This window comes from Dokdonia sp. (assembly GCF_039945015.1).
Classification (GTDB): domain Bacteria; phylum Bacteroidota; class Bacteroidia; order Flavobacteriales; family Flavobacteriaceae; genus Dokdonia.
In genome coordinates, this window is sequence record NZ_JBDUXP010000020.1 from 97,090 (window position 1) to 120,350 (window position 23,261).

A 23,261-nucleotide genomic window follows, 5' to 3' on the forward strand; every position below is an offset into this window, starting at 1 on the left:
CCATTATGAAGACAATAAAGCTACTTACAGTCATATTTTTAGTGACTTCCATCTTTTCTTGCAAAGAGAAAGGTGCTACTTTAACACAAGAGTCAGAGAGTCAGGAATTTAATGTCCCTTTTGAGAAGTTTACATTAGATAATGGACTTACCGTTATTTTACATAAAGATACCTCAGACCCAGTAGTTGCCGTTGCTTTAACAGCACATGTAGGATCTGCAAGAGAAATAGAAGGACGTACTGGATTTGCACATTTATTTGAACACTTATTATTTTTAGAGTCAGAAAACTTAGGAAAAGGAGGGCTAGATAAAATGAGTGCTCGCATTGGAGGATCAGGAGCAAATGGATCTACGAGTAGAGATAGAACAAACTATTTTCAGACAGTACCAAAAGATGCTTTAGAAAAAATGATTTGGGCAGAAGCAGATAAATTGGGGTATTTTATAAATACAGTGACAGATCCTGTGCTTGCCAAAGAGAAACAAGTGGTTAAAAATGAAAAACGTCAAAGTGTAGATAACCGTCCATATGGTCATGTGCAATATGTCGTAGATAAGAATCTATATCCAGAAGGACACCCGTACAATTGGCAAGTTATAGGGTCTCTAGAAGATTTACAAAATGCAACTTTACAAGATGTAAAGGATTTTTATAATCGTTGGTACACACCTAATAATACAGTATTAACGATTGCTGGAGATTTTGATCCTGCACAAGCAAAAGAATGGGTACATAAGTATTTTGATGAGATCAAAAGAGGAGCAGAAGTACCAGCTCTTGTAAAGCAACCTACATCTGTTGCACAAACCAAAAAGTTGTATTACGAAGATAATTTTGCTCGTGTACCTCAACTTACGATGACTTGGCCTACAGTTCCTGTATACCATAAAGATTCCTATGCATTAGATATACTTGCAACCTATTTATCTGATGGTAAGCAAGCACCTTTTAATCAAGTGTTAGTTGATGATAAGAAATTAACTTCTGGAGTGACTATGTATAACTATGGGACAGAGCTTGCTGGACAGTATCGTACACAAGTTCGCGCTTTTGGAGGGAAAGACTTAGATGAAATAGCCAATGGAATTAATGACGCTTTCGCGAAATTTGAATTAGAAGGAATCCCACAATCTGCATTAGATCGAATTAAAGCTGGGCAAGAAACTAATTTTTATAGTGGTTTATCAAGCGTTCTCGGAAAAGGGTTTCAGTTAGCTCAATATGAAGTATTTGCTGGCGATCCTGGATATATAGAAAAAGATATAGAAAATATACTAGCAGTTACTACAGAAGATGTTGTCCGTGTATATAATACATATATTAAAGGACAGAACTATATTGCAACAAGTTTTGTGCCTAATGGGCAAATAGATGTTGCATTAGAAGGTTCTGAACCAGCAGAAGTTGCAGAAGAAAAGATTGTAGAGGGCGCCGAAGAAGCTTTTGATGCAAGTATTGTTGCTACCTATGAGAAAACACCATCTTCTTTTGATCGTTCTGTAGAGCCTCCATATGGTACGAGCCCAGCACTTAATATCCCTACAGTATGGGAATCATCACTTGATGCTGGATTAAAAATATACGGAATAGAAAATGATGAAGTACCATTAGTGCAATTCCAATTAAGCTTTGAAGGAGGGTTATTACTAGAGAACCCTGCTAAAATAGGAGTGTCTAACCTTCTTGCTCGTTTAATGACTAAAGGGACAACAACAAAAACAACAGCACAACTAGAAGAAGCTATAGAAAGCTTAGGAGCTTCTATTAATGTATTTGCAACAGACGAAAGTATTATCGTTTCTGGAAATACATTAGCAAAAAACTATGAAGCAACCATTGCTTTAGTAGAAGAAACTCTACTTCAACCACGATGGGATAGTGAAGAATTTGACCTTATCAAGGAAAGCGTTAAGAGTCAGATTGTACAACAACAAGCAAACCCTAATAGTGTTGCAGCAAATGAATATGCAAAGCTTATTTATGGAGATAAACATATTCTATCGCATAATAGCCTAGGTACGTTAGCATCTGTTACAGCAATCACTATAGATGATCTAAAAACATTTTATAAAAACATTTCCCCAACTGTAGGTAAAATGTATGTGGTAGGAGCTATAAACCAAAATAGAGTGACCCAATCATTAGCAGGTGTAAATTCAAAAATGGAAGCGACAAAAGTTGTGATTCCTACCTATGAAGTTCCAGCGCGTCCAGAGCAATCTACCATATATTTTTATGATGTACCAGGAGCAAAACAATCAGTACTTCGTTTTGGGTACCCAGCATTAGCTGCGACAGATCCAGATTATTATCCAGCTCGTGTGATGAATTACCGACTAGGAGGCGGAGGCTTTGCTTCCCAACTCACACAACAATTAAGGGAAGGAAAAGGGTATACTTATGGCATCCGATCAAATTTTAACGGAACGGCTCTTCCTGGAGCATTTACAATTTCTAGTGGGGTGCGTTCTAATGTAACCTATGAAAGTGCAGCCTTAGTAAAAGAAATACTAGAGAACTATGGAAAGAATTATACAGAAAATGACCTTGAGGTTTCAAAAAGCTTCTTGATAAAGAGTAATGCACGTGCATTTGAAACAGCAAGAGCAAAACTTGGAATGCTTTCTAATATAGCAGAACTTAATCTTCCTGTAGATTATGCAAAGCAACGTGAAGCTACCGTAAATGAAATGACAGTAGAAGATATACAAACACTTTCTGATAAATACCTAAATCCCAATAAGATGATTTATCTTGTCGTAGGAGATGCAAAAACACAACTTAAAAAACTAGAGCAATTAGGATACGGAACTCCTGTTCTTTTAAATAAAAGGGAAGCCATTAAAGAATAGATACTGCGTTTATGAAATACCTTCAATTTGTTGCCATTTTTATAGTGATAAGCAGTACAATTTCTGCATGTTCTCAAGAGAAAGATTTAAACAGTGTTACTGATGCTTATTTTGACATGGTGACTCCAGAGTTTAAAGGAGATGTCGCTATGGAAACGACCGCTTTTGTTGAGCAATTTTGGAGAGTTGCTGGTAATACAGGGTTTAATAAAACAGTATATAGAATTACTGAAAAACTAGAAACAGCTGGTTATATAGAAGAATCTAAAGCCACTGATAAAGATATGCTTACCTATAGGATAGAGAAACGGTCTATGGAAAGACCAACTTGGGAGCCTGTAGATGCCAGTCTTAGTATTGTAGGAGAAGAAACACCGTTGCTACAATATAAGACCAATAGGAATATGATCTACCAGTATGCAAGTTCGACACTTTCTGAAGGTATTACTGCAGAAGTTGTATATATCAAAGATGAAAATGATTTCATAAAGAATGATGTAAAAGGAAAGATTGTTTTTTCCGAAATGAGTGGATATAGATTGTATAACCCTGCTATTGTAAAAGGTGGTGCATTGGGAATAATTACATATAATAACCCTGCATATCTACAACCAGAGAAAAATGTAACTTCTATTCAGTTTAGAAGTATTCCGTATGATGAAGAGGTGAAGGCTTGGGGAATTGCATTGTCATACGAAGCAAAAGAAAGGCTGAAAAAAGCTTTATCTGAAGGAAGTGTAAACGTAAATGCAACAATCAAAACTAAGATATATCCATCAGAAGAGCTTACGGTTGTAGCTACTGTAAGAGGGGCAGAATTGCCAAAAGAAAGTCTTGTTCTTAGTGCGCATATCCAGGAACCAGGAGCAAATGATAATGCAACTGGAGTAGGAACACAACTAGAAATGGCACTAATTACTGCAAATCTTATTAAAAACAAAAAAGTAAACCTTAAACGTACGTTGACATTTTTATGGGGAGATGAGATTATTTCTACACGTCGTTATATAAAGGAAAAAGAAAAACGAACATCTGATATTAATTGGGGGATTAGTTTAGATATGGTGGGGGAGAATACTTCAGTCACTGGAGGAACTTTCTTAATTGAGAAAATGCCAGATCCAAGTGCTATCTGGACTCGAGGAAATGATAAACATTCGGAGTGGGGCGGAGAGCAAATGAAGTTAGAAGATATGAGACCTCATTATCTCAATGACTTTATAATTAATGTATTTCAAAATCAAGGAAAACGAGCAAACTGGGAAGTGAGAACAAATCCTTTTGAAGGAGGTAGTGATCATACACCTTTTCTAAATGCAGATTTGCCAGGGATCTTATTATGGCATTTTACAGATCAGTTTTATCATACAGATAATGATCGAATAGATAAGGTATCTCAAGAAACGATGAGGAACGTAGGAACTGCTGCATTAGTTAGTGCTTATACATTACTTAATAGCAATGAGGTAACGGCAGGTCAGATTTTAGATGAAATAATGGCAGTTGCCAAAAATCGATTAATTATAGAATTTGAGTTAAGTAAGAGCGCTATTGTAAGTGGGGAGTCTAAAGAGAGTCAGATAGAAATACTCAATACTTGGAGTGATTGGTACGTGAAAACATTTGCTACAACTAAGGATATGGTTTCTGATTCTAGTATTGATGATGAGATTACACAATCTCAAGAAGTATTACAGGCTTTTACAGATGACCTTTTAAAACAATTGTAATTTATATAAATATCAAAAGAGCCATCGATCTTTTTTTTTCTGATAGCTCTTTCTCAGCGGCGCACCACACGCCAATAATCTAGATTTACTTTTAAACTGTTAATACATAATTCCCCTGTTTATCCCTGATTTCTTATGTCAAAATTAAACAGATATGAACTCCTATTTTACACATAAAATGTAAGCGTTTGTATTGTTGTGATAAGCGATATGATTTTTTGGATAAGTGTATGCATATTTTTAAGGAGAGGTTTCATGTTTTTTATAAAAATGCGTATTCTATGTATATTCATTTAAATAAGAGTTCCTATCTCAAAACGTTTACCTTATTTTAGGGAAACTCAAAAAATGTTTTTTAACCGAACGAATGAATTACTTAAAACACACATTTTCTAAACCAAGCATATGCGTGGTTTTTGCATTACTTTCTGTCTTTATATTTTCATGCTCGCAAGACACTGACTTAGAAACTCAAATACAGAAGAATGAAATTTGGAGTCTGATACTTGATATAAGAAAAAAAAACATCCCTGTACCTGATAAACTTAGGTTATATGATAGTTTATACTCTGTAATAGAGAAGAAGAAGGAAGATACACTTAAAAGGGAGCATTTACGAAGATTATCTATAGCTTATTTAGTAATTGATAAGCAGGATACATACTTTAAGATTAATAATGAAATTAAAGACTTGTCTTTACGTACCCAAGATTCTTTAGGTTTGGGGCATGCGTATTATAATATAGCACGTTATTATTCAGTTACTGGTAAATTAGATAGCGCATACGTGTATTTTTATAAATCTAGCAAGCTCTATCGTAAATATAGTAGTGATTTAAATATAGGTCAAGTATATCTTGCAATGGCAATTGTACAAAAGAATGTGGGCGATTTAGTAGGTTCAGAAGCAAATACGGTTAACTCAATTAAATATTTTGAAAAGATAGAGGATAAAAGACATTTAGCTTCAGCTCATAATAATCTTGGCATAATTTCAAAAAGTTTAGAAAATTATGAAGAAGCAATTATAGAGTATAAGAAGGTTTTTGAATTACGAGAAAAACTTAAGAAGAATAATATTCTTAATGCAGCCACTTTAAACAATATTGGTACAATCTATTCGAAATTAGGTGAATATTCAACAGCGATTAGTTATTATAAGCAAGGACTTAGGTATGATAGTTTACAGTATAAAAGACTAAGAGATCATACAGGTTTATCGTGTAATCTCACAAGAGCAAGATTTTTTTTAGGAGAAAATGCAAACTATCCTAAATTATATAAGAGATTTATACAAATACACGATAGTCTTCAGAATATAAAAGGAGTGATTCTTAATCAATTAAGTCTTGCAAGATACTATACGAAAAATAAAAAAAATGACTCAGCTAATTATTTTGTTAAAAAATCATTAATGGTTTCTAAAAATATATCTTATAATAAGGGAATTGTAAATTCTTTAGAGTTATTAACAGAAATCGATGAACCCAAAGAAGCTCTAAAGTACAGCAAAGAGTATATCCGTATAAATGATAGTTTACGAAAGATAGAAAAGCGTTTTCAAGATCAATTTGCACGTATTCGTTTTGGAACTGAAGAACTAGAACAAGAAAACGTCAAGGTAAATAAACAGCGTGCCTGGTTACTCAATACAGTGATAGGGATGGGGGTCCTAGGTATCTTAGGATATATTGTTTATTATCAACGTAAATTACAGCATCAATATAAAGCGTCCAATCTAGAACAACGTTTATTACGCTCTCAACTCAATCCTCATTTTTTATTTAATGCACTTAATTCTGTAAGTGGTTTGGTGCAAAAGAAATCAGATCAAACGATACCGTATATTTCAAGGTTGGGGAATCTATTACGATCTATATTGGAGAATTCCCGTGAAGAGTTTATTACACTGGCTGAAGAATTGGAGACCATTACTTCCTATCTGGAATTACAATCTAATTTTTCAAAGAAATTTACTTTTGATATTGAAATAATAGGTACTCTTAATAAAGAGGAGTTGTTGATTCCACCTATGTTTTTACAGCCTTTTATAGAAAATGCAATTGATCATGGTTTTCAAGGCAAAGACGATGAAAAAATAACCATTACGATTGAACAAAAATTAAAAGATCAAGTCCTCTATTTTATAATAGAAGATAATGGGATAGGGTATTCTAATGCGATCAAGAGCAAAGAGCAAGCGTTTGGTCATCAATCATTATCTGGTCAAATTCTCAAGGAACGTTTAGATCTATATGCAAGAGCATTTAAGAAAAAAGCGAGATATGTCATTGGAGATCTAGCTACTGATGGAGGAACAAAAGTAGCATTGTGGTTGCCGTATCTTATTGAAGATTGATAACATAGCAAAAGTTACAAATAGAGTGAGTTACTTTTTAGAGTACTACGCTATTTTAATTATGTGTATATTATATATGGCACTTCATTTTTGAATTTATGAGAGCAAGTGTATAAGTTCCATAAGCTTTCCTTTATTCCGTATAGAGATATGAACTTTGTCATTGTTGATTAATTAACTGTATAGATTCTGTAATAGAAATTGCGTAACCTAATACATGAATGTTAGGAAAATGATTCTGCACGATATGCGACAAATATTCCTGAGCTTCTATATTATCTTCAATTATTATTGCGTTAATTTGAACAAAAAAATAGATGAAATTAAAGATGTTATTTATCTGGATATTCACAGGTGTAACTACATTATCTTTTTCTCAAGAAGTTAGCCCAGAAGTTTTTCATTCAGAGACTGTGTATACGCAACAAATGGTAGATACTATTTTAGTCTATTGTAGAAAAAATGCTAGAAAAATTAAAGATTACTCAGGTTTAAAGAAAATATTGAGTTCCAATAATAAATTATCTGGATGGTCCTATTATTATTACTTTAAAGCAAAAGAGCAAAGCTTAGGGAGAATACATGATTCTTCAGTGATTTATGCCAACAAAGGGATACAGTTTTATGAAAATTCAAAAATTAAAAGAGAATTTGATGAAGCAATTTTATTAGAAACACATTTTTATAAAGGAAAGTCTTTATGGCATTTACAAAGGTTTGAAGAGGCGATTGAGAGCAATCAAAAAGCACTAGATTATACTAAGAAATACCCATATAAGTGGAGAAGTTTTATTGTTGCTGCTATAGCAAATAATCATTTAGAAATTGGGAATGATAGTATTGCATTAGATTATTATTTTGAAATTTCTCGGGATTCTCTTTTTATGTCTATAGATAGATCTGCAGTAACTTCATATACAAGAATTGGAGTAATTTATTCAAAATTTAATATGATAGAAAAAGCGAAATTGTATTTTTTTAAAGCAATTAAGCGTTCTAAAGAGTCTGGTTATACTGAAAATTTATGGGCATTGTATCATAATTTAGGCGATATATATAAGGATGAAAAAAATGTTGATTCTACATTGTTTTATTATAAAAAAACTATTGATTTCCAAGATGATTTTATTGACTCTCAGATATCTGCTATTAATATACTCAATTATTTAAAAGGGACTATTGCATTATATGAGAATGATGCTAATCATGCAATTGATTATTTTAATGAAATTATAATGTACTATGATGAAATGCCTAAAAGTAAAGATGAAAAAGATTTATTAATGAATGTCTATAGTACGCTAGGAGATGCCTATGAAAAAACGAATAATACGGTAGGTCTAACGAAGGTATTAGAAGAGTCTAATAGATTTCTCGAAGAGTTTTATAATGAACAGTTAATAACAAATTTTAATGACCTTGAAATAAAGTATAAAACCAAAGAGAAAGATATTTCTATTGCTTCATTAGAAGCAACAACACAAAGTCAAGAAACAATCATACAGCAACGTAATACGATTAACTGGATATTAGGAGGGCTTTTACTTTCTTTTATAGGATTAGGTTATTTATTTTATCGTCAGCGTAGATTACAAAATCACTATAAAACCTCTAACCTAGAACAACGTTTATTACGCTCTCAACTAAATCCTCATTTTTTATTTAATGCACTTAATTCTGTAAGTGGTTTGGTTCAAAAGAAATCAGATCAAACCATACCATATATTTCAAGATTAGGGAATCTATTACGTTCTATATTGGAGAATTCCCGTGAAGAGTTTATTACACTGGTTGAAGAATTGGAGACCATTACTTCCTATCTAGAATTACAATCTGATTTTTCAAAGAAATTCACGTTTGATGTTGAAATAATTAGTGATCTAAATAAAGAAGAGTTGTTGATTCCACCTATGTTTTTACAGCCTTTTATAGAGAATGCGATTGATCATGGTTTTCAAGGCAAAGACGATGAAAAAATAACGATTACAGTTGAACAAAAATCAAAAGATCAAGTCCTTTATTTTATAATAGAAGATAATGGGATAGGATATTCTAATGCGATGAAGAATAAAGAGCAAGCATTTGGACATCAATCATTATCAGGAACGATTCTTAAGGAGCGATTAGATCTATATGCAAGAGCATTTAAGAAGAAAGCACACTATGTTATAGGGGATATAGTTACTGGAGGAGGGACACGAGTAGAGCTTTGGCTACCGTATCTCATCGAAGATTGATAGTCTTACATATGTAGCGAAAATTAAAAATAGAGTGAGCTGCTATTTTAGAGTACTACGCTATTTTAATTCTATAAGGATGGTGTTTTATTTTTGGGTTTATGAAAGCATTTGTATAAGTTTCATAAGCTTTCCTTTATTCCGTACAGAAACATGAACCTTGTCACTGTTGGTTAAAATAATAGTTTCTTTTTTATAAATAGAAGCAATGTAATTAATGTTTATGATGGTAGATCGATGTGCTTTAAAGAAGGAAACCTCAGGAAGTAATGATTCATAATATTTCATGGCTTTAGATGCTAATAACTTTCTTCCATCATCTAGGAATATATACGTGTAATTTCCTTCAGCCTCTAGTTTTATGATGGTTTCTATTTTTATAAGTACATGTTCATTGGTGGTCTGAATAAGGAGTTTTCCATTTTTATTTTGTGTCAGATCTCTTAGTAACTCAAACTTTTCTATAGTAAATAGTCGTTGTTTTAACTGTAAATAATGGTGAATAGCTGCAATTAATTTAGGAATGTCTATAGGCTTTGTAATATAACTCAGCGCAAAATGCTCAAGTGCCTTTTGCATAAAGTTTTCAAAAGCGGTGATAAAAATCACTTCAAATGATGGGACCTTGATCGTGTCAAAAATTTCAAAAGACAATCCATCCGTAAGTTCTATATCCATAAATACCAATTCTGGATCAGTCTTATTAATTAACTGTATAGATTGCTCTACAGAAGTTGCACATCCTAAAATACGAATGGTAGGGAAATGATTTTGCACGATATGCGACAAATATTCCTGAGCTTCTATATTATCTTCAATGATTATTGCGTTAATTTGGCGACTCATAAATTATAAAATATTCCAAAATGAAAGTAAAGGTGTTATTTTTTTTGATATTCTTCTGTATAACTAATATATCCTTTTCTCAGGAAACTACCCAAGAAGTTTTTGATCCTGAAGTTGTCTACACACAAGCAATGATAGATACTATTGTAACTCATCATAGGAGAAGAATTAAAGAATTAAAGAGCGCTTCTGAGTTAAAAAAAATGCTGGAGTCTAATAATAAACTTTCTGGTTGGATATATTATAATTTTTATAGAGCAATCGAGTTTTCTGATAAAAAGCAATATGACTCTGTAGTAGAGTATGCAGATAGAGGAATACAAGCATATAAAAATTCAAAAAATAAAAGAGAGTTTGAAGAAGAAATGTTGCTGTATAGTTACTACTATAAAGGGAGGGCTTTAGGTTTTTTACAACGATTTGAAGAGGCTATAGAGAGTAATCAGATAGCACTAGATTATACTAAAAAATACCCTTATAAATGGAAGAGCTTTATCGTTACTGCTATCGCAAATAACCATTTGGATATAGGGAATGATAGTATCGCATTAGATTATTATTTAGATACTACAAAAGATTCTCTTTTTATGACTTTGGCAAGATCTGCAGTCACTACATATACCAGAATTGGAACAATTTATTCAAAGTCTTATGCTATTGAAAAAGCAAGATTATACTTTTCAGAAGCAATTAAACGATCAGAAACATCTAACTATAAAAGAAATTTATGGGTGCTGTATAATAACTTAGGCGATATACATTATTATGAAAATAATGTTGATTCCACATTGTTTTATTATAAAAAAGCTATAAATCATTATGATGATACTATTGAAACCCAAAGTTCAACGATTGATCAACTTAATCTTTTAAAGGGAGTTATTGAGTTATATGAAGGTGATGTATATATTTCTATTAAATATTTAAATAGTATTAAGGAAGCAATTAATGAAAAAGAAAGAATCTCTAAAGAAGAAAAAGAACAGTTAATGCAGGTTTATCTTGTACTAGGAGAAGCTTACCAAAAGACAAACAATATAACTGAATTAAAAGCGATGTCTCAGGAATCTAATAGATTTCTAGAAGATTTCTATAAGAAACAATCGGAAATTAATCTAGATAATATTGAAGTAAAGTATAAAACCAAAGAGAAAGATATTTCTATTGCCTCACTAGAAAAAACAACACAAAGTCAAGAAACAATTATAAAGCAACGTAATACGATTAACTGGATATTAGGCGGACTCTTACTTTCTTTTATAGGATTAGGTTATTTATTTTATCGTCAGCGTAGATTACAAAATCATTACAAAACCTCTAATCTAGAACAACGTTTATTACGTTCTCAACTCAATCCTCATTTTTTATTTAATGCCTTAAATTCTGTGAGTGGTTTAGTTCAAAAAAAGTCAGATCAGACGATACCGTATATTTCAAGATTGGGAAATTTATTACGTTCTATATTGGAGAATTCTCGAGAGGAATTTATTTCTCTTGAAGAAGAGTTGGAAACCATTACGTCCTACCTAGAATTACAATCTAATTTTTCAAAGAAATTTACATTTGAGATTCAAGTAATAGGTACTCTTAATAAAGAGGAAATCTTAATTCCCCCTATGTTTTTACAACCTTTTATAGAAAATGCGATTGATCATGGTTTTCAGGGTAAAGACGATGAGAATATAACCATTACAGTTGATCAGAAACTGAAAGATCAAGTACTCTATTTTTCAATAGAAGATAATGGTGTAGGCTATTCTAGTACAATGAAGAGTAAAGAACATACATTAGGTCATCAATCATTGTCTGGTACCATTCTTAAAGAACGCTTAGCCTTGTATGCAAAGAGTTATAAATCAAAGGCGCTTTATACTATTGAAGATATATCACAAGGGACTAAAGTACATTTGTACCTTCCTTATCAATTAGATCTATAAGAAGGTTTTATACGCTTTCGCGAAAGCGTACCCATAAAATTACCCTTTCCTTTTGATCCAAACGTTGAGAAGCATTCCTAATACAACCAGTGTCATCCCAACGATAGGCCATAGGGTATAACTCTCATCAAATAAGAAAAAACCAAAAAGTAATGCATATACAAGTTCCATATACTTAATAGGAGCCACTGTACTTGTATCTGCAAGTTGAAAAGCACGTGTTAAGAATACCTGGCCTATAAGACCCAATACTCCAATAATAGAAACCCACCACCATTCTTGACCTATAGGCATACGCCAATACTGAATAAAAAACAAACTCCCCACAATCGAAAAAACCATAAAATAGTTAATGATAGTTAGGAAATGCTCGCGTGATCCTAAATAACGTACAATTGCAAAAACGCCACCTACTAGGAGTGATGAAAACATAATAAGAATAAAACTTGTTGAATCTATTCTAAAGTCAACTCCCTTCATAATAAAAGCCCCAGCAATAGAGATAATAAGACTTATCCATTGCCCTAGTTTTACAACTTCCTTTAAGAAAAAATATGCAAAAATCACACTAAAAATAGGAGCTGTATATCGTAAAGCTACTGCAGACCCTAACGGTATATCTTGAACAACTTTAAAGAATAATGCAAGAGATACAAAACTAAGAACACCTCTAAGACTTAACCAGAGTACATGCTTCCCGATAACTGGGACTTTCTTAATAAGCATATAAGGAAAGATGAATATAAAGGTTCCAAAGGCTCTAAAGAAAACAACTTGTAAAGGGTGAAAATCATCTAGGTATTTTGCCAGAAGATTCATCCACGCAAAGGCGAATGCGGCAATAAGCATATAGACAATTCCTTTACCCACAAGGATGGTTTTGTTTGCCTTACGAAAGTACGATAAATATGAAAAATAGCATGCAGCTAAAAGGCTTTTAAAACTTTAAAAAAGTAAATAAATGAAGAGTGCAGGTACTCTTTTAAAAAATAATGATTAGCGCTTTATTTTTGAGATGATAGTTCCTTGTAAAGGAGTTTTTAGGTTAGCATCCTTTATAGATATCTGTATGGCTTGTTCTAATAGCGTACGTACCTCATCGGTGTCATAATCGGTTCTAGTTGTAATAGGAATATGTCGCATCCATTTTCCTGTTCCTTGTAATAGTTGATGTGGGTCATCTAGAAGGGTCCCTTTATTAAAACCTAAATTAAGATGATTGGTATATATAGGAATCATACAAAATGCATCTCCCATTTTTTTTGTTACCGTATAGAGCGATGTTAATGCATGTGTATGATATAATAATTCATAACTATCCGGATACAAATCCAAAATAAAGGTTCTTACATCAGTATACAATTGTATGAGTTCTTCATCTTTATGTTTTAAATAATGTAAGAAGTCTGGGTGTATTTCTTGTTTAGGGCTCATATATAGGTCAAAATAGGAATTATTTTTTTAATTGATCTATAATGGTATCTATCTGCTTTATGAGTGGTTTCCAGTTTACGACTACCGCTCGTTTATTCATCCATACAACATATATCGATAAAATAATCATAACGATACTCCATATAAGTTTACTGCGTAGATTTATAGGAAGGGCTTCTAATAATATAGAAGGAATTTCATATTGAGATGGATCTCCTACTCCCCATACATATATCATATATGATACAAACATTGGAAGTACCATCCAGTATAAAACAGAGCCTAATAATTTTGTTTGGTTTACCATAAATTGCTTTTGATGTTGCAATTGCTCTTCGATAGATAGAAATAAATCTTGTGTATGCTTACTTTTTCTATTTGCTCGTAATTTGAATATATAAAATATATACGATGCAATAAGAAGGATGGCACCCGTTTTTGCCACTAAGAAAGGGGTGTGATATGCTATATATCCAAAACCTAAAATACCTATAATGGCCCCAAAGATTTCTCTTCGATCTCTTACCCGAACAATGCGTTCTCTGCTTTCCATCCCTGTTTTAAAATTTGTTAATAATTGTGTCATGTCAAATTGTATTTTTTTAGTTTCTGAAGAGTTTCTCCAAATATCTTTAAGTTCTTGTTCTATCATAATTAATTCAATTTTGGAGTGATACAGTCAAATAATAACTTGCGTATACGCTTCATTTTTACAGCAATGTGATTTTCTGTTAATCCCGTAATTACAGCAATTTCTTTATAAGCAACTTCTTCTAGGTATAGTATGACGATAGATTGATCGCCTTCAGGTAGTGAAGAAATACAATCTCTGAGAAATTGATATTTTTCATCCTCTATTTGGTCAGAAGTATCTTGAGAAGCCATGAATTGTATAGCGTCAAAACGAATCGTTTTTAAACTATTCTTTTCAAATTTTAATTTAGATCGCAAGCAAACGTTTATTGCAATTCGGTATACCCAGGTACTTATAGTAGCCTGTTCCTTAAAACTTGAAAAAGATTTCCAAACCTGATAGATTACTTCTTGAAAAAGATCTTGAGGCTCTATAGGAGAGATCGCATATATTCGACAAATCCTATAGATTTTCCCTTTGTTGTCTTCTAAGAGTTTTTCAAACGCTTGGTTTTCTTGTTGATTCACTTATTATTTTTTAACCTTCTACTACCTTAGTGACAGAAGGTAGAAAAATATGACAAGAAAGGAGATTTTTTTTAGTGCAGGTCAGGATAACCCTAGTAGGAATGCAAGATGTAAATTAATTTTTTATGAAGATGTATAGTGCGTTTTTGCAAACTCGTCTGCTCGGCCAGCAGGAGTGTACTTAGGAAAACACGATTACTCCCCAACAATTTCTTGAATATTTTTCTTAAAAGTAATACTGTCTGAAGGGAAAGGGGCAATTGCAAGTGCAACATTATTATCGCTGTCTAAGATTGTATAACGTGGTACGTAAATTTTATTTTTATCTCTTGCCTTTAAAATTTTAAGTAGTTTTGATTTAAAGGGATAGACAAAACGATAGTGTTTGTCTTCGGGAATATATGGTTGTAATTTTTTTGTTTTCTTTATCCAGTTTTCTTGAATCTCATCGGCAGAGATGTATATCCAATCGGCACCATATTGAGTAGCTAACTCATCTTTAAATGTTTTTGTGGTTTTCATTTCTTTGATACAAGGCGCACACCAACTTGCCCAAAAATCTATGGTGCGTATATTGCCCTTGGTGCTTTGTAATAATTCTCCAACGGTTATGGTATCTAGTGTTGTGGTAAGTAGTTTTTCTGTTAAGATATGATTAGGAATGCCAGATTCCATAATTTCAAGAGCTGTCTCTATAGTGTGTATATTTTCAAGGTACAAATCTTTGTCTGTTCTTGATTTAAATTCAGAAATGCTAGTACGCATGATTTCTAAATCTTTTGCACCTCGTCCAAACCCTTTTTTGTTGTAATCATAAATCAACCTTCCTAAAGCATAGGTTTTGAGTTCTCCATCTAGATTTTTAGTGATAAACTCTTTTTCTGCTAGAAATGTTTCTTTTGAGTAATTGAGATACTCATACTCTGCAAAATAATGCCGTATAAGTTGTGTTAAAGAGCGCTTAAAGTAATCATTGTTTATGTACTCAGGTTTTTGAAAATCCTCAATAGTTACCTGATCATAATAAGAAGCAAGATCTAACATCCCTTTTTCAAAATCATATTGAGAAGATTGTAATGTAGAAAGAAGCCCATCAACATTATTGAAGTTACTTATTGAAGCCGTAGAAGAATGCGTTATAGATCTAGGATTTGCTAGTTGTAATAGATATTCGTATTTCATTTCGGCATGTACCATATCTATAAATGTTTTTGAAACTTCCGAATGCTCTTTTACATAGGTGTCAAATATTTTTTTACGAGTATCACGCATTGCTTCAATATCTTTTTTATACTCTGAAACATCTCCATTAAAATTGGGCCATTGAGTTTCAGGAGTCGTTATATTTTCGAAGAAGTTATTTTCACTCGAACGCGTTTTTGAAAATGTAACTTTCCCGTTTTCCAAATGGAAATAAATAGAATCTTCAGGATGGATAAGCAGGCGCGTATTATAAAAATCGGACTCTCCAAAAGACATAAGTTCTATGATTTGCGATTGCGTAATGCCAGGTAATTTAATTTCTAAAGTATCTCCTCGCATCTCTTTTGTGTAGTGAGGAGCGCGTAAGCCTGCTAATAATGAAAAATCCAAAAGACTTACGGATTCTAGGTCGTTAACGTTGTTTGACGCCCCAAATAAATAGACATCTTGCAATTTAGGTATTACCTCTTTTTCTGCTTTTTCTTCTTCATTTTTGTTTTCTTGATTAGGAAGCTCTTTTTTACAAGAAAACATAGACAGTAAAAGACTCGTTATATATAGAAAAGAAAGCAATGATTTTTTGATGGTTACTGTCATTTTTTTGATTGTTAGGTGTAATGCGGTAGGTATCAAAAATTAAGCCATTAAAAAAGCGAATCTTTTAGAGATTCGCTTTGATATTATTATAGTATACGCTTTCGCGAAAGCGTATAGATTATGTTTATTATTCTTTGATCAAACTTCTAGAAATCACGATTTTTTGAATTTCTGAAGTTCCTTCATAAATCTGAGTAATTTTTGCATCACGCATTAAACGTTCTACGTGATATTCTTTAACAAAACCATTTCCACCGTGTATTTGTACGGCTTCTACAGAGTGTTCCATAGCTACTTTTGAAGCGTATAGTTTTGCCATTGCACTTGAGCGATCATAATTGTTTCCTTGATCTTTATCCCAAGCAGCATTCATCACTAGATGACGTGCAGCAGAGATTTCTGTATACATATCGGCTAGTTTAAAAGCAATAGCTTGATGATTACATATCTCAGTTCCAAAAGCTTTACGCTCTTTAGAATATTTAAGCGCTAGTTCATAAGCTCCAGAAGCAATTCCTAATGCTTGAGCTGCGATTCCAATACGTCCACCAGAAAGTGTTTTCATAGCAAACTTAAATCCAAAGCCATCTTCTCCTATACGATTCTCTTTAGGTACTTTCACATCATTAAATTGTAATGTATGCGTATCACTTCCGCGTATCCCTAATTTATCTTCTTTTGGACCTATTTCAAAACCAGGCATTCCTTTTTCTATTATAAAAGCATTAATACCACGGTGTCCTTTTTCTCTGTCTGTTTGAGCAATTACAAGATACACATCAGAACGACCACCATTTGTAATCCAGTTTTTAGTTCCATTTAATAGGTAGTGATCTCCTTTATCTATAGCAGTCGTTGCTTGAGAAGTTGCATCAGATCCAGCCTCTGGCTCACTTAAACAAAATGCTCCTACAAACTCACCAGTAGCTAGTTTTGTAAGGTATTTTTGTTTTTGTGCTTCATTACCATATGATTCTAAACCGTAGCATACTAATGAATTGTTTACAGAGACAATAACTGAGGCAGATGCATCTATCTTAGATAATTCTTCCATAATAAGGACATATGAAATAGCATCCATACCACTTCCTCCATATGCAGGATCTACCATAATACCCAGAAAGCCTAAGTCTCCCATTTTTTTGACAAGTTCAGCTGGAAAGTGCTGTTTCTCATCACGTTCTATAACACCAGGAAGTAATTCTGTTCTGGCAAAATCACGAGCTGCATCACGTATTAATATATGTTCTTCGGTTAGGCTAAAATCCATAATATGGTATTTATTTAAGAATTGTGTAAAAATAGATTGCAAAGATACTAGATTCTTGCATTTTTCTCAATAATTTTAATGGCATGCAAAGAAAAAACTATAATGTAATAGGTGTGATGAGCGGAACAAGCTTAGACGGTATCGATTTTGCACATATAGATATCACATTAAAACCAACATATAGTGCTGTCATTAGAGTAGCAGAAACAGTACCTTATCCAGATATTTGGATGCAAAAATTACAAAATGCTGTACATAACACTGCTGATGAATTAGTACATATAAATAAAGAATATACTCAGTATTTGGGAGAAGCTATTCATACGTTTATAGAAAAGAATACTATTGATAAGGCAACTATTGATGCAATTTGCTCTCATGGACATACTATTATTCATCAACCTGATGATGGTTATACATTACAAATAGGAAACCTCCCAGAAATAGCACAGATTACAAAATGTAAAGTAGTGTGTGATTTTAGAGTGCAAGATGTAACAATGGGAGGGCAAGGAGCTCCTTTGGTTCCTATAGGAGATCAGTTATTATTTAGTGAGTATGATTACTGTTTAAATTTAGGCGGTTTTGCAAATGTGTCTACACAAAAAGATGATCAACGGATTGCTTATGATATCTGTGCTGTAAATACGGTTCTCAATGTATATGCTCAAAAATTAGGAGTTGCTTATGATGATGAGGGCGCTTTCGCAAAAGCGGGAACAATACATCAACCTTTATTAAAGGAGCTTAATGCATTATCATTTTTTAAAAAATCACCCCCTAAGTCATTAGGGATAGAATGGGTACATCAAGAGATTTTCCCCCTGATAGAAACTTATGATCTAGATCCGCAAGATGTTTTGGCGACATGTACAGAACATATAGCACTTCAATTGGCAAATCAATTTGCAGAGAATAGTTCCGTACTTATAACGGGAGGTGGAGTTTATAATACCTTTTTGATAGAAAGTGTACGTAGGATCAAAAATATACATGTCATTATTCCATCACCAGATCTTGTAGAATTTAAAGAAGCATTAGTTTTTGGACTGTTAGGGGTCTTGCGATTAGAAGGAGAAAATAATTGTTTAGCTAGTGTTACTGGAGCTCATAAGAATCATTCTAGCGGAGTTGTGTATGAATATAAAAGAATGTAAATGACTTTCTATAAAAAGTAAAGATGTAAGATTAAAACGATTAAGGGGATAGAAATCAAGTAAGGAAGTATTTTAAAAGAAGACTTACTGCCTATTATAAACTATTACTTTAACCCCATAAGCATATGTTTATTATTTATTACGACCCTGGTTGTTTATATTCTATAGCGTGTCTTGCTGTATTAAAAAGTCGTAAAGTTAGTTTCAAGAAAATAGAATATTTAAAAGAACCTCTGACTATAGAGATTCTTAAAGGATTAGTAAAAAAGCTTAAAATTAATCCAATAGACTTGATTAGAAAAGATCAGTCAGACTGGAAAGATCATTATGGAACTTTGGACTTAACAGACGAAGAAGTATATCATTTGTTGATGAGAAATGCAGGTCTAATGATGAGGCCTATTATTGTAAATGGGAATAAAGCGGTCATTGGAAGACCTCCTAAAGTACTTGTTGGGTTTGTTAGTGAATTCGAGAACCTGTAAACTTGTTATATATCAACTATCTTCTTAATAAGTTTGTTATTTAATTAAACGAATACTATTATTGAGACTAGCTACTTTTTTATCTTTACAAAAAATATAATACATATTAGGTAAGATATAAAAGATGAGAAAACTACTTACGAAGTACGAAGATAAATCCCCAGAAATTGTTTTTCATTGGAATGATCCAGAAACAGAGGCAGAGGGCTGGGTTGTTATTAATTCTTTGCGAGGAGGTGCTGCTGGTGGTGGGACACGTATGCGTAAAGGACTTAATAAAAATGAAGTCTTATCGCTTGCAAAGACCATGGAAGTAAAATTTACAGTATCTGGACCTGCTATAGGAGGCGCCAAATCTGGAATCAATTTTGACCCAAAAGACCCTCGTAAAAAAGGAGTTTTAGAACGTTGGTATAAAGCAGTATCTCCATTACTTAAAAGTTATTATGGTACAGGAGGTGATCTTAATGTAGATGAGATTCATGAAGTAATTCCAATTACCGAAGAAAGCGGTGTATGGCACCCTCAAGAAGGAGTCTTTACAGGACATTTCCAACCTACCGAAGCAGATAAAATTAATCGTATAGGACAATTACGCCAAGGCGTAATTAAAGTGATAGAAAACCCTGAATACTCTCCAGATGTAAAACGAAAATATACTGTTGCCGATATGATTACAGGCTATGGTGTTGCCGAAGCGGTACATCATTATTATGATATTTACGGAGGTGATATAAAAGGGAAACGAGCTGTCGTACAAGGATTTGGTAATGTAGGAGCTGCAGCAGCGTATTACCTAGCACAAATGGGTGCAAAAGTAGTAGGTATTATAGATATTGTAGGTGGACTTATAAAAGAAGAAGGGTTTTCTTTTGAAGAGATACGTGATATGTACCTTAATAAGGATGGGAATACCTTAGGAGGAAGTGACTTGATTCCATTTTCAGAAATGAACGAACGTATCTGGAATTTAGAAACAGAGATCTTTGCACCTTGTGCTGCATCAAGATTGATCACTCAAGATCAAATAGACAGAATGATTAATACGGGGTTAGAAGTTATCTCTTGTGGAGCAAATGTACCTTTTGCAGATAAAGAAATTTTCTTTGGATCTATTATGGAACATACAGATGCAAAAGTAAGTTTGATTCCAGATTTTATATCAAACTGTGGTATGGCTCGTGTTTTTGCATACTTTATGGAGCGCAAAGTACAAATGACAGATGATGCTATTTTTAATGATACATCTACTACCATTAGAAAAGCGATTCAAAATACCTATGATCAGAATAAGAGTATAAAAAATATTAGCAATACTGCTTTTGAAATTGCATTAAAACAACTACTTTAAAAGCTTCTTAAAAAACCAACTTTTATGGAATCTGTTATTATACTAATTTTTATTATTGGCTACTTGTCAATTACCTTAGAACATCCTTTAAAACTGGATAAAACTGTTCCAGCTCTTATTATGGCGTCCTTGATGTGGGCCTTTCTAGCAGTTGGATTTAGTAAAGGGTGGTTTAATGTAGTCGATGGTCATGAGAATGTTTTTAGTGCATTAACAGGAGATCATCATACCGCCGATGAAGGGTTTAAAAATACACTCCTTCATCACCTTGGAAAAACTGCAGAAATACTGGTGTTCCTTATAGGTGCCATGACGATTGTAGAAATTATAGACTTACATCGTGGTTTTGAGGTGCTTAAGACAGCTGTACGCACGCGTAGTAAGAAGAAACTCCTATGGATTATAGGGATCTTAGCATTCATTCTTTCTGCGATTATAGATAATCTTACAGCAACGATTGTTTTAATTACGCTATTGCGAAAATTAATAAGCAATAGAAATGAACGATTATGGTTTGCAGGACTTGTTGTAATAGCAGCAAATGCAGGAGGAGCTTGGTCTCCTATTGGAGATGTAACTACGACCATGTTATGGATTGCAAATAAAGTATCTGTAGGTGGACTTGTTCAAACGTTAGTCATTCCATCTTTACTTTGTTTTATAGTACCATTTGCAATTGCCATGTACTTACCCGCCTTTAAAGGAGATATAGAAGTAGAAGAACTAGATCAAGATGAAGAAGCAGGGCGATTATTAAGTAGTAAAACCATGTTGTTCCTAGGACTAGGAATGATTGTTTCGGTGCCCGTTTTTAAAACATTGACACATTTGCCTCCATATATGGGGATGATGCTCGCATTAGGAGTGGTGTGGTTGGTTTCAGAATACATTCATCCAGAAGAAGATTTTTCTAAAGAACGACGTCATTTATATTCTGCGCATAAAGCATTATCGCGTATTGAGATAAGTAGTATTCTCTTTTTCTTAGGAATATTAATGGCTGTTGCAGCATTAGAAACTCTTGTGTATGGAACTATAGGTGGAGAGCAAGTAGGAACATTACGTTACTTAGCAGAAGTCTTACAGGCCGCCATACCAAATGAAGATGTTGTCGTGGCATTATTAGGTGTGTTTTCTGCCATTATAGATAATGTACCGTTAGTTGCCGCTTCTATAGGAATGTATGGAGATGTACCTCTAGATGCAGATTTATGGCATGCTATTGCGTTTGCCGCAGGAACAGGAGGAAGTATGTTAATCATAGGATCTGCCGCAGGAGTAGCAGCTATGGGAATGGAAAAAATAGACTTTATATGGTATCTTAAAAAAATCTCTTGGCTTGCTGCCGTTGGCTTTCTGGTAGGTTATATATATCTCGTGATTATGTTCTCATTATAAGATATACTTATTCCCCAGATAATCCGTTATGAACTTAACTAATCCAGAATTATGATTAACATATTATTGCAAGATGGCGCTCAAGACGCTGCCGATGCACTTGCTACAGACGAACCTGTAGAAAAAACATTATCTATAGTAGACCTTTTACTTACCGGAGGAGTTTCGGGTATGGTTATTATAGGTGTCCTATTTGTATTGCTTTTTGTAGCTATCTATATCTATTTTGAACGCTTATTTGCTATTAAAGCAGCTTCAAAAATTGATAGTAACTTTATGAATCAGATTAGAGATAATGTGACAGGAGGTAACATAGAAGCAGCAAAAATACTATGTGCTCAAACCAATTCCCCAGTAGCAAGACTTACAGCAAAAGGAATTTCAAGGATAGGAAGTCCACTAGAAGATATTAATACAGCTATAGAAAATAGTGGACGTCTAGAAGTATACAAACTTGAGAAAAACGTAAGTGTACTTGCAACCATTGCAGGAGCGGCACCTATGATAGGATTCTTAGGAACTGTAATAGGAATGGTTATGGCCTTCCATACACTGGCAACCAGTAGTGGGCAAGCAGAAATGGGCACCCTAGCAGAAGGTATTTATACTGCAATGACTACAACTGTTGCGGGTCTTATTGTTGGAATTATAGCCTATATGGGATACAATCATTTGGTAGTACGTACAGATAAAGTAGTACATGCTATGGAAGCAAATGCGGTAGATTTCTTAGACTTACTTAACGAACCTATCTAAGTAGTATGAATCTCCGCGGAAGAAATAAAGTAAGCCCAGAGTTCAGTATGAGTTCTATGACAGATATTGTGTTTCTGTTATTGGTCTTTTTCTTATTGACCTCACCAGCAATTACACCAGATGCCTTGGACCTTATTCTGCCTAAAGCAAAAGGGAAAACTAGTAATAAGCAAAATCTTTCTGTGAGTATTACAAAAGATTTGGATTACTATGTAAATAAAGAGCGTGTCAGTGAGCGTGGTATAGAAGCCTTTATTACAAAAGAACTAAATGGTGTAGAAGAGCCTACCATTATTTTAAGAGCAGAAGAAGGAGTTCCTATAGAAAATGCTGTTAAAATTATGGATATCGCAAACCGTAATAAATACAAAATCGTATTAGCCGTACGACCTAATTAAAATAATAATACATACGCTTTCGCGAAAGCGTATAAAGAATCATATAAAGTGGCATACCTAGATACTCCACATAAGAAGAAATCCTTT

The 23,261-nt window shown here is 33.3% G+C and carries 18 protein-coding genes; 11 read left to right on the top strand and 7 right to left on the bottom strand.

The annotated features are described in order from the left end of the window. Window positions 1-5: 5 nt before the first annotated feature. From ABJD27_RS15655 to ABJD27_RS15670, 4 genes are all read left to right on the top strand, one after another. Complete coding sequence (locus ABJD27_RS15655; protein WP_348165713.1) at window positions 6-2,855, top strand: pitrilysin family protein; 2,850 nt, start codon at window positions 6-8, stop codon at window positions 2,853-2,855. A gap of 11 nt (window positions 2,856-2,866) precedes the next feature. Then, window positions 2,867-4,585, top strand: a complete 1,719-nt coding sequence (locus tag ABJD27_RS15660; protein ID WP_348165716.1) for a M28 family peptidase — start codon at window positions 2,867-2,869, stop codon at window positions 4,583-4,585. 367 nt (window positions 4,586-4,952) lie between these two features. Beyond that, window positions 4,953-6,944, top strand: coding sequence for a histidine kinase (locus ABJD27_RS15665; RefSeq protein ID WP_348202067.1), 1,992 nt, complete (start codon window positions 4,953-4,955; stop codon window positions 6,942-6,944). A gap of 317 nt (window positions 6,945-7,261) precedes the next feature. Continuing rightward, window positions 7,262-9,181: a histidine kinase gene (locus tag ABJD27_RS15670; protein ID WP_348165722.1), complete on the top strand. Its 1,920-nt coding sequence runs from the start codon at window positions 7,262-7,264 to the stop codon at window positions 9,179-9,181. Window positions 9,182-9,280: 99 nt separating this feature from the next. On the opposite strand, the gene ABJD27_RS15675 is transcribed toward ABJD27_RS15670, so the two are convergent. Next, complete coding sequence (locus tag ABJD27_RS15675) at window positions 9,281-10,027, bottom strand: LytTR family DNA-binding domain-containing protein (protein WP_348165725.1); 747 nt, start codon at window positions 10,025-10,027, stop codon at window positions 9,281-9,283. A 20-nt stretch (window positions 10,028-10,047) separates the two neighbouring features. Here ABJD27_RS15675 and ABJD27_RS15680 point away from each other — a divergent pair, with 20 nt between their 5' ends. Further along, window positions 10,048-11,964, top strand: a complete 1,917-nt coding sequence (locus tag ABJD27_RS15680) for a histidine kinase (protein ID WP_348165728.1) — start codon at window positions 10,048-10,050, stop codon at window positions 11,962-11,964. A gap of 39 nt (window positions 11,965-12,003) precedes the next feature. On the opposite strand, the gene ABJD27_RS15685 is transcribed toward ABJD27_RS15680, so the two are convergent. From ABJD27_RS15685 to ABJD27_RS15710, 6 genes are all read right to left on the bottom strand, one after another. Then, window positions 12,004-12,834 carry a DMT family transporter gene (locus tag ABJD27_RS15685; protein WP_348165731.1) on the bottom strand — a complete coding sequence of 277 codons (831 nt, stop codon included), beginning with the start codon at window positions 12,832-12,834 and terminating at the stop codon, window positions 12,004-12,006. A gap of 126 nt (window positions 12,835-12,960) precedes the next feature. Then, on the bottom strand, window positions 12,961-13,398 hold the full coding sequence (locus tag ABJD27_RS15690; RefSeq protein ID WP_348165734.1) for a DUF1801 domain-containing protein: 438 nt from the start codon (window positions 13,396-13,398) through the stop codon (window positions 12,961-12,963). 19 nt (window positions 13,399-13,417) lie between these two features. After that, window positions 13,418-14,050 (bottom strand): hypothetical protein, encoded by a 633-nt coding sequence (locus tag ABJD27_RS15695; RefSeq protein WP_348165737.1) that lies wholly within the window; start codon window positions 14,048-14,050, stop codon window positions 13,418-13,420. Between the two features lie 2 nt (window positions 14,051-14,052). Then, window positions 14,053-14,559 (bottom strand): sigma-70 family RNA polymerase sigma factor, encoded by a 507-nt coding sequence (locus ABJD27_RS15700; RefSeq protein WP_348165740.1) that lies wholly within the window; start codon window positions 14,557-14,559, stop codon window positions 14,053-14,055. A 195-nt stretch (window positions 14,560-14,754) separates the two neighbouring features. Continuing rightward, window positions 14,755-16,359 carry a thioredoxin-like domain-containing protein gene (locus tag ABJD27_RS15705; RefSeq protein ID WP_348165743.1) on the bottom strand — a complete coding sequence of 535 codons (1,605 nt, stop codon included), beginning with the start codon at window positions 16,357-16,359 and terminating at the stop codon, window positions 14,755-14,757. A gap of 127 nt (window positions 16,360-16,486) precedes the next feature. Next, window positions 16,487-17,629 (bottom strand): acyl-CoA dehydrogenase, encoded by a 1,143-nt coding sequence (locus tag ABJD27_RS15710; protein ID WP_348165746.1) that lies wholly within the window; start codon window positions 17,627-17,629, stop codon window positions 16,487-16,489. 83 nt (window positions 17,630-17,712) lie between these two features. Here ABJD27_RS15710 and ABJD27_RS15715 point away from each other — a divergent pair, with 83 nt between their 5' ends. From ABJD27_RS15715 to ABJD27_RS15740, 6 genes are all read left to right on the top strand, one after another. Next, window positions 17,713-18,786 (top strand): anhydro-N-acetylmuramic acid kinase, encoded by a 1,074-nt coding sequence (locus ABJD27_RS15715; RefSeq protein WP_348165749.1) that lies wholly within the window; start codon window positions 17,713-17,715, stop codon window positions 18,784-18,786. A gap of 125 nt (window positions 18,787-18,911) precedes the next feature. Continuing rightward, window positions 18,912-19,271, top strand: coding sequence for an ArsC/Spx/MgsR family protein (locus ABJD27_RS15720; protein WP_348165752.1), 360 nt, complete (start codon window positions 18,912-18,914; stop codon window positions 19,269-19,271). A 124-nt stretch (window positions 19,272-19,395) separates the two neighbouring features. Beyond that, window positions 19,396-20,622: a Glu/Leu/Phe/Val dehydrogenase dimerization domain-containing protein gene (locus tag ABJD27_RS15725; RefSeq protein ID WP_348165755.1), complete on the top strand. Its 1,227-nt coding sequence runs from the start codon at window positions 19,396-19,398 to the stop codon at window positions 20,620-20,622. A 24-nt stretch (window positions 20,623-20,646) separates the two neighbouring features. After that, window positions 20,647-22,020, top strand: a complete 1,374-nt coding sequence (nhaD, locus tag ABJD27_RS15730) for a sodium:proton antiporter NhaD (protein ID WP_348165758.1) — start codon at window positions 20,647-20,649, stop codon at window positions 22,018-22,020. Window positions 22,021-22,071: 51 nt separating this feature from the next. After that, window positions 22,072-22,776, top strand: a complete 705-nt coding sequence (locus tag ABJD27_RS15735; protein WP_348165761.1) for a MotA/TolQ/ExbB proton channel family protein — start codon at window positions 22,072-22,074, stop codon at window positions 22,774-22,776. Between the two features lie 5 nt (window positions 22,777-22,781). Beyond that, window positions 22,782-23,174 (top strand): biopolymer transporter ExbD, encoded by a 393-nt coding sequence (locus ABJD27_RS15740; RefSeq protein ID WP_348165764.1) that lies wholly within the window; start codon window positions 22,782-22,784, stop codon window positions 23,172-23,174. The last annotated feature ends 87 nt before the right edge of the window (window positions 23,175-23,261 follow it).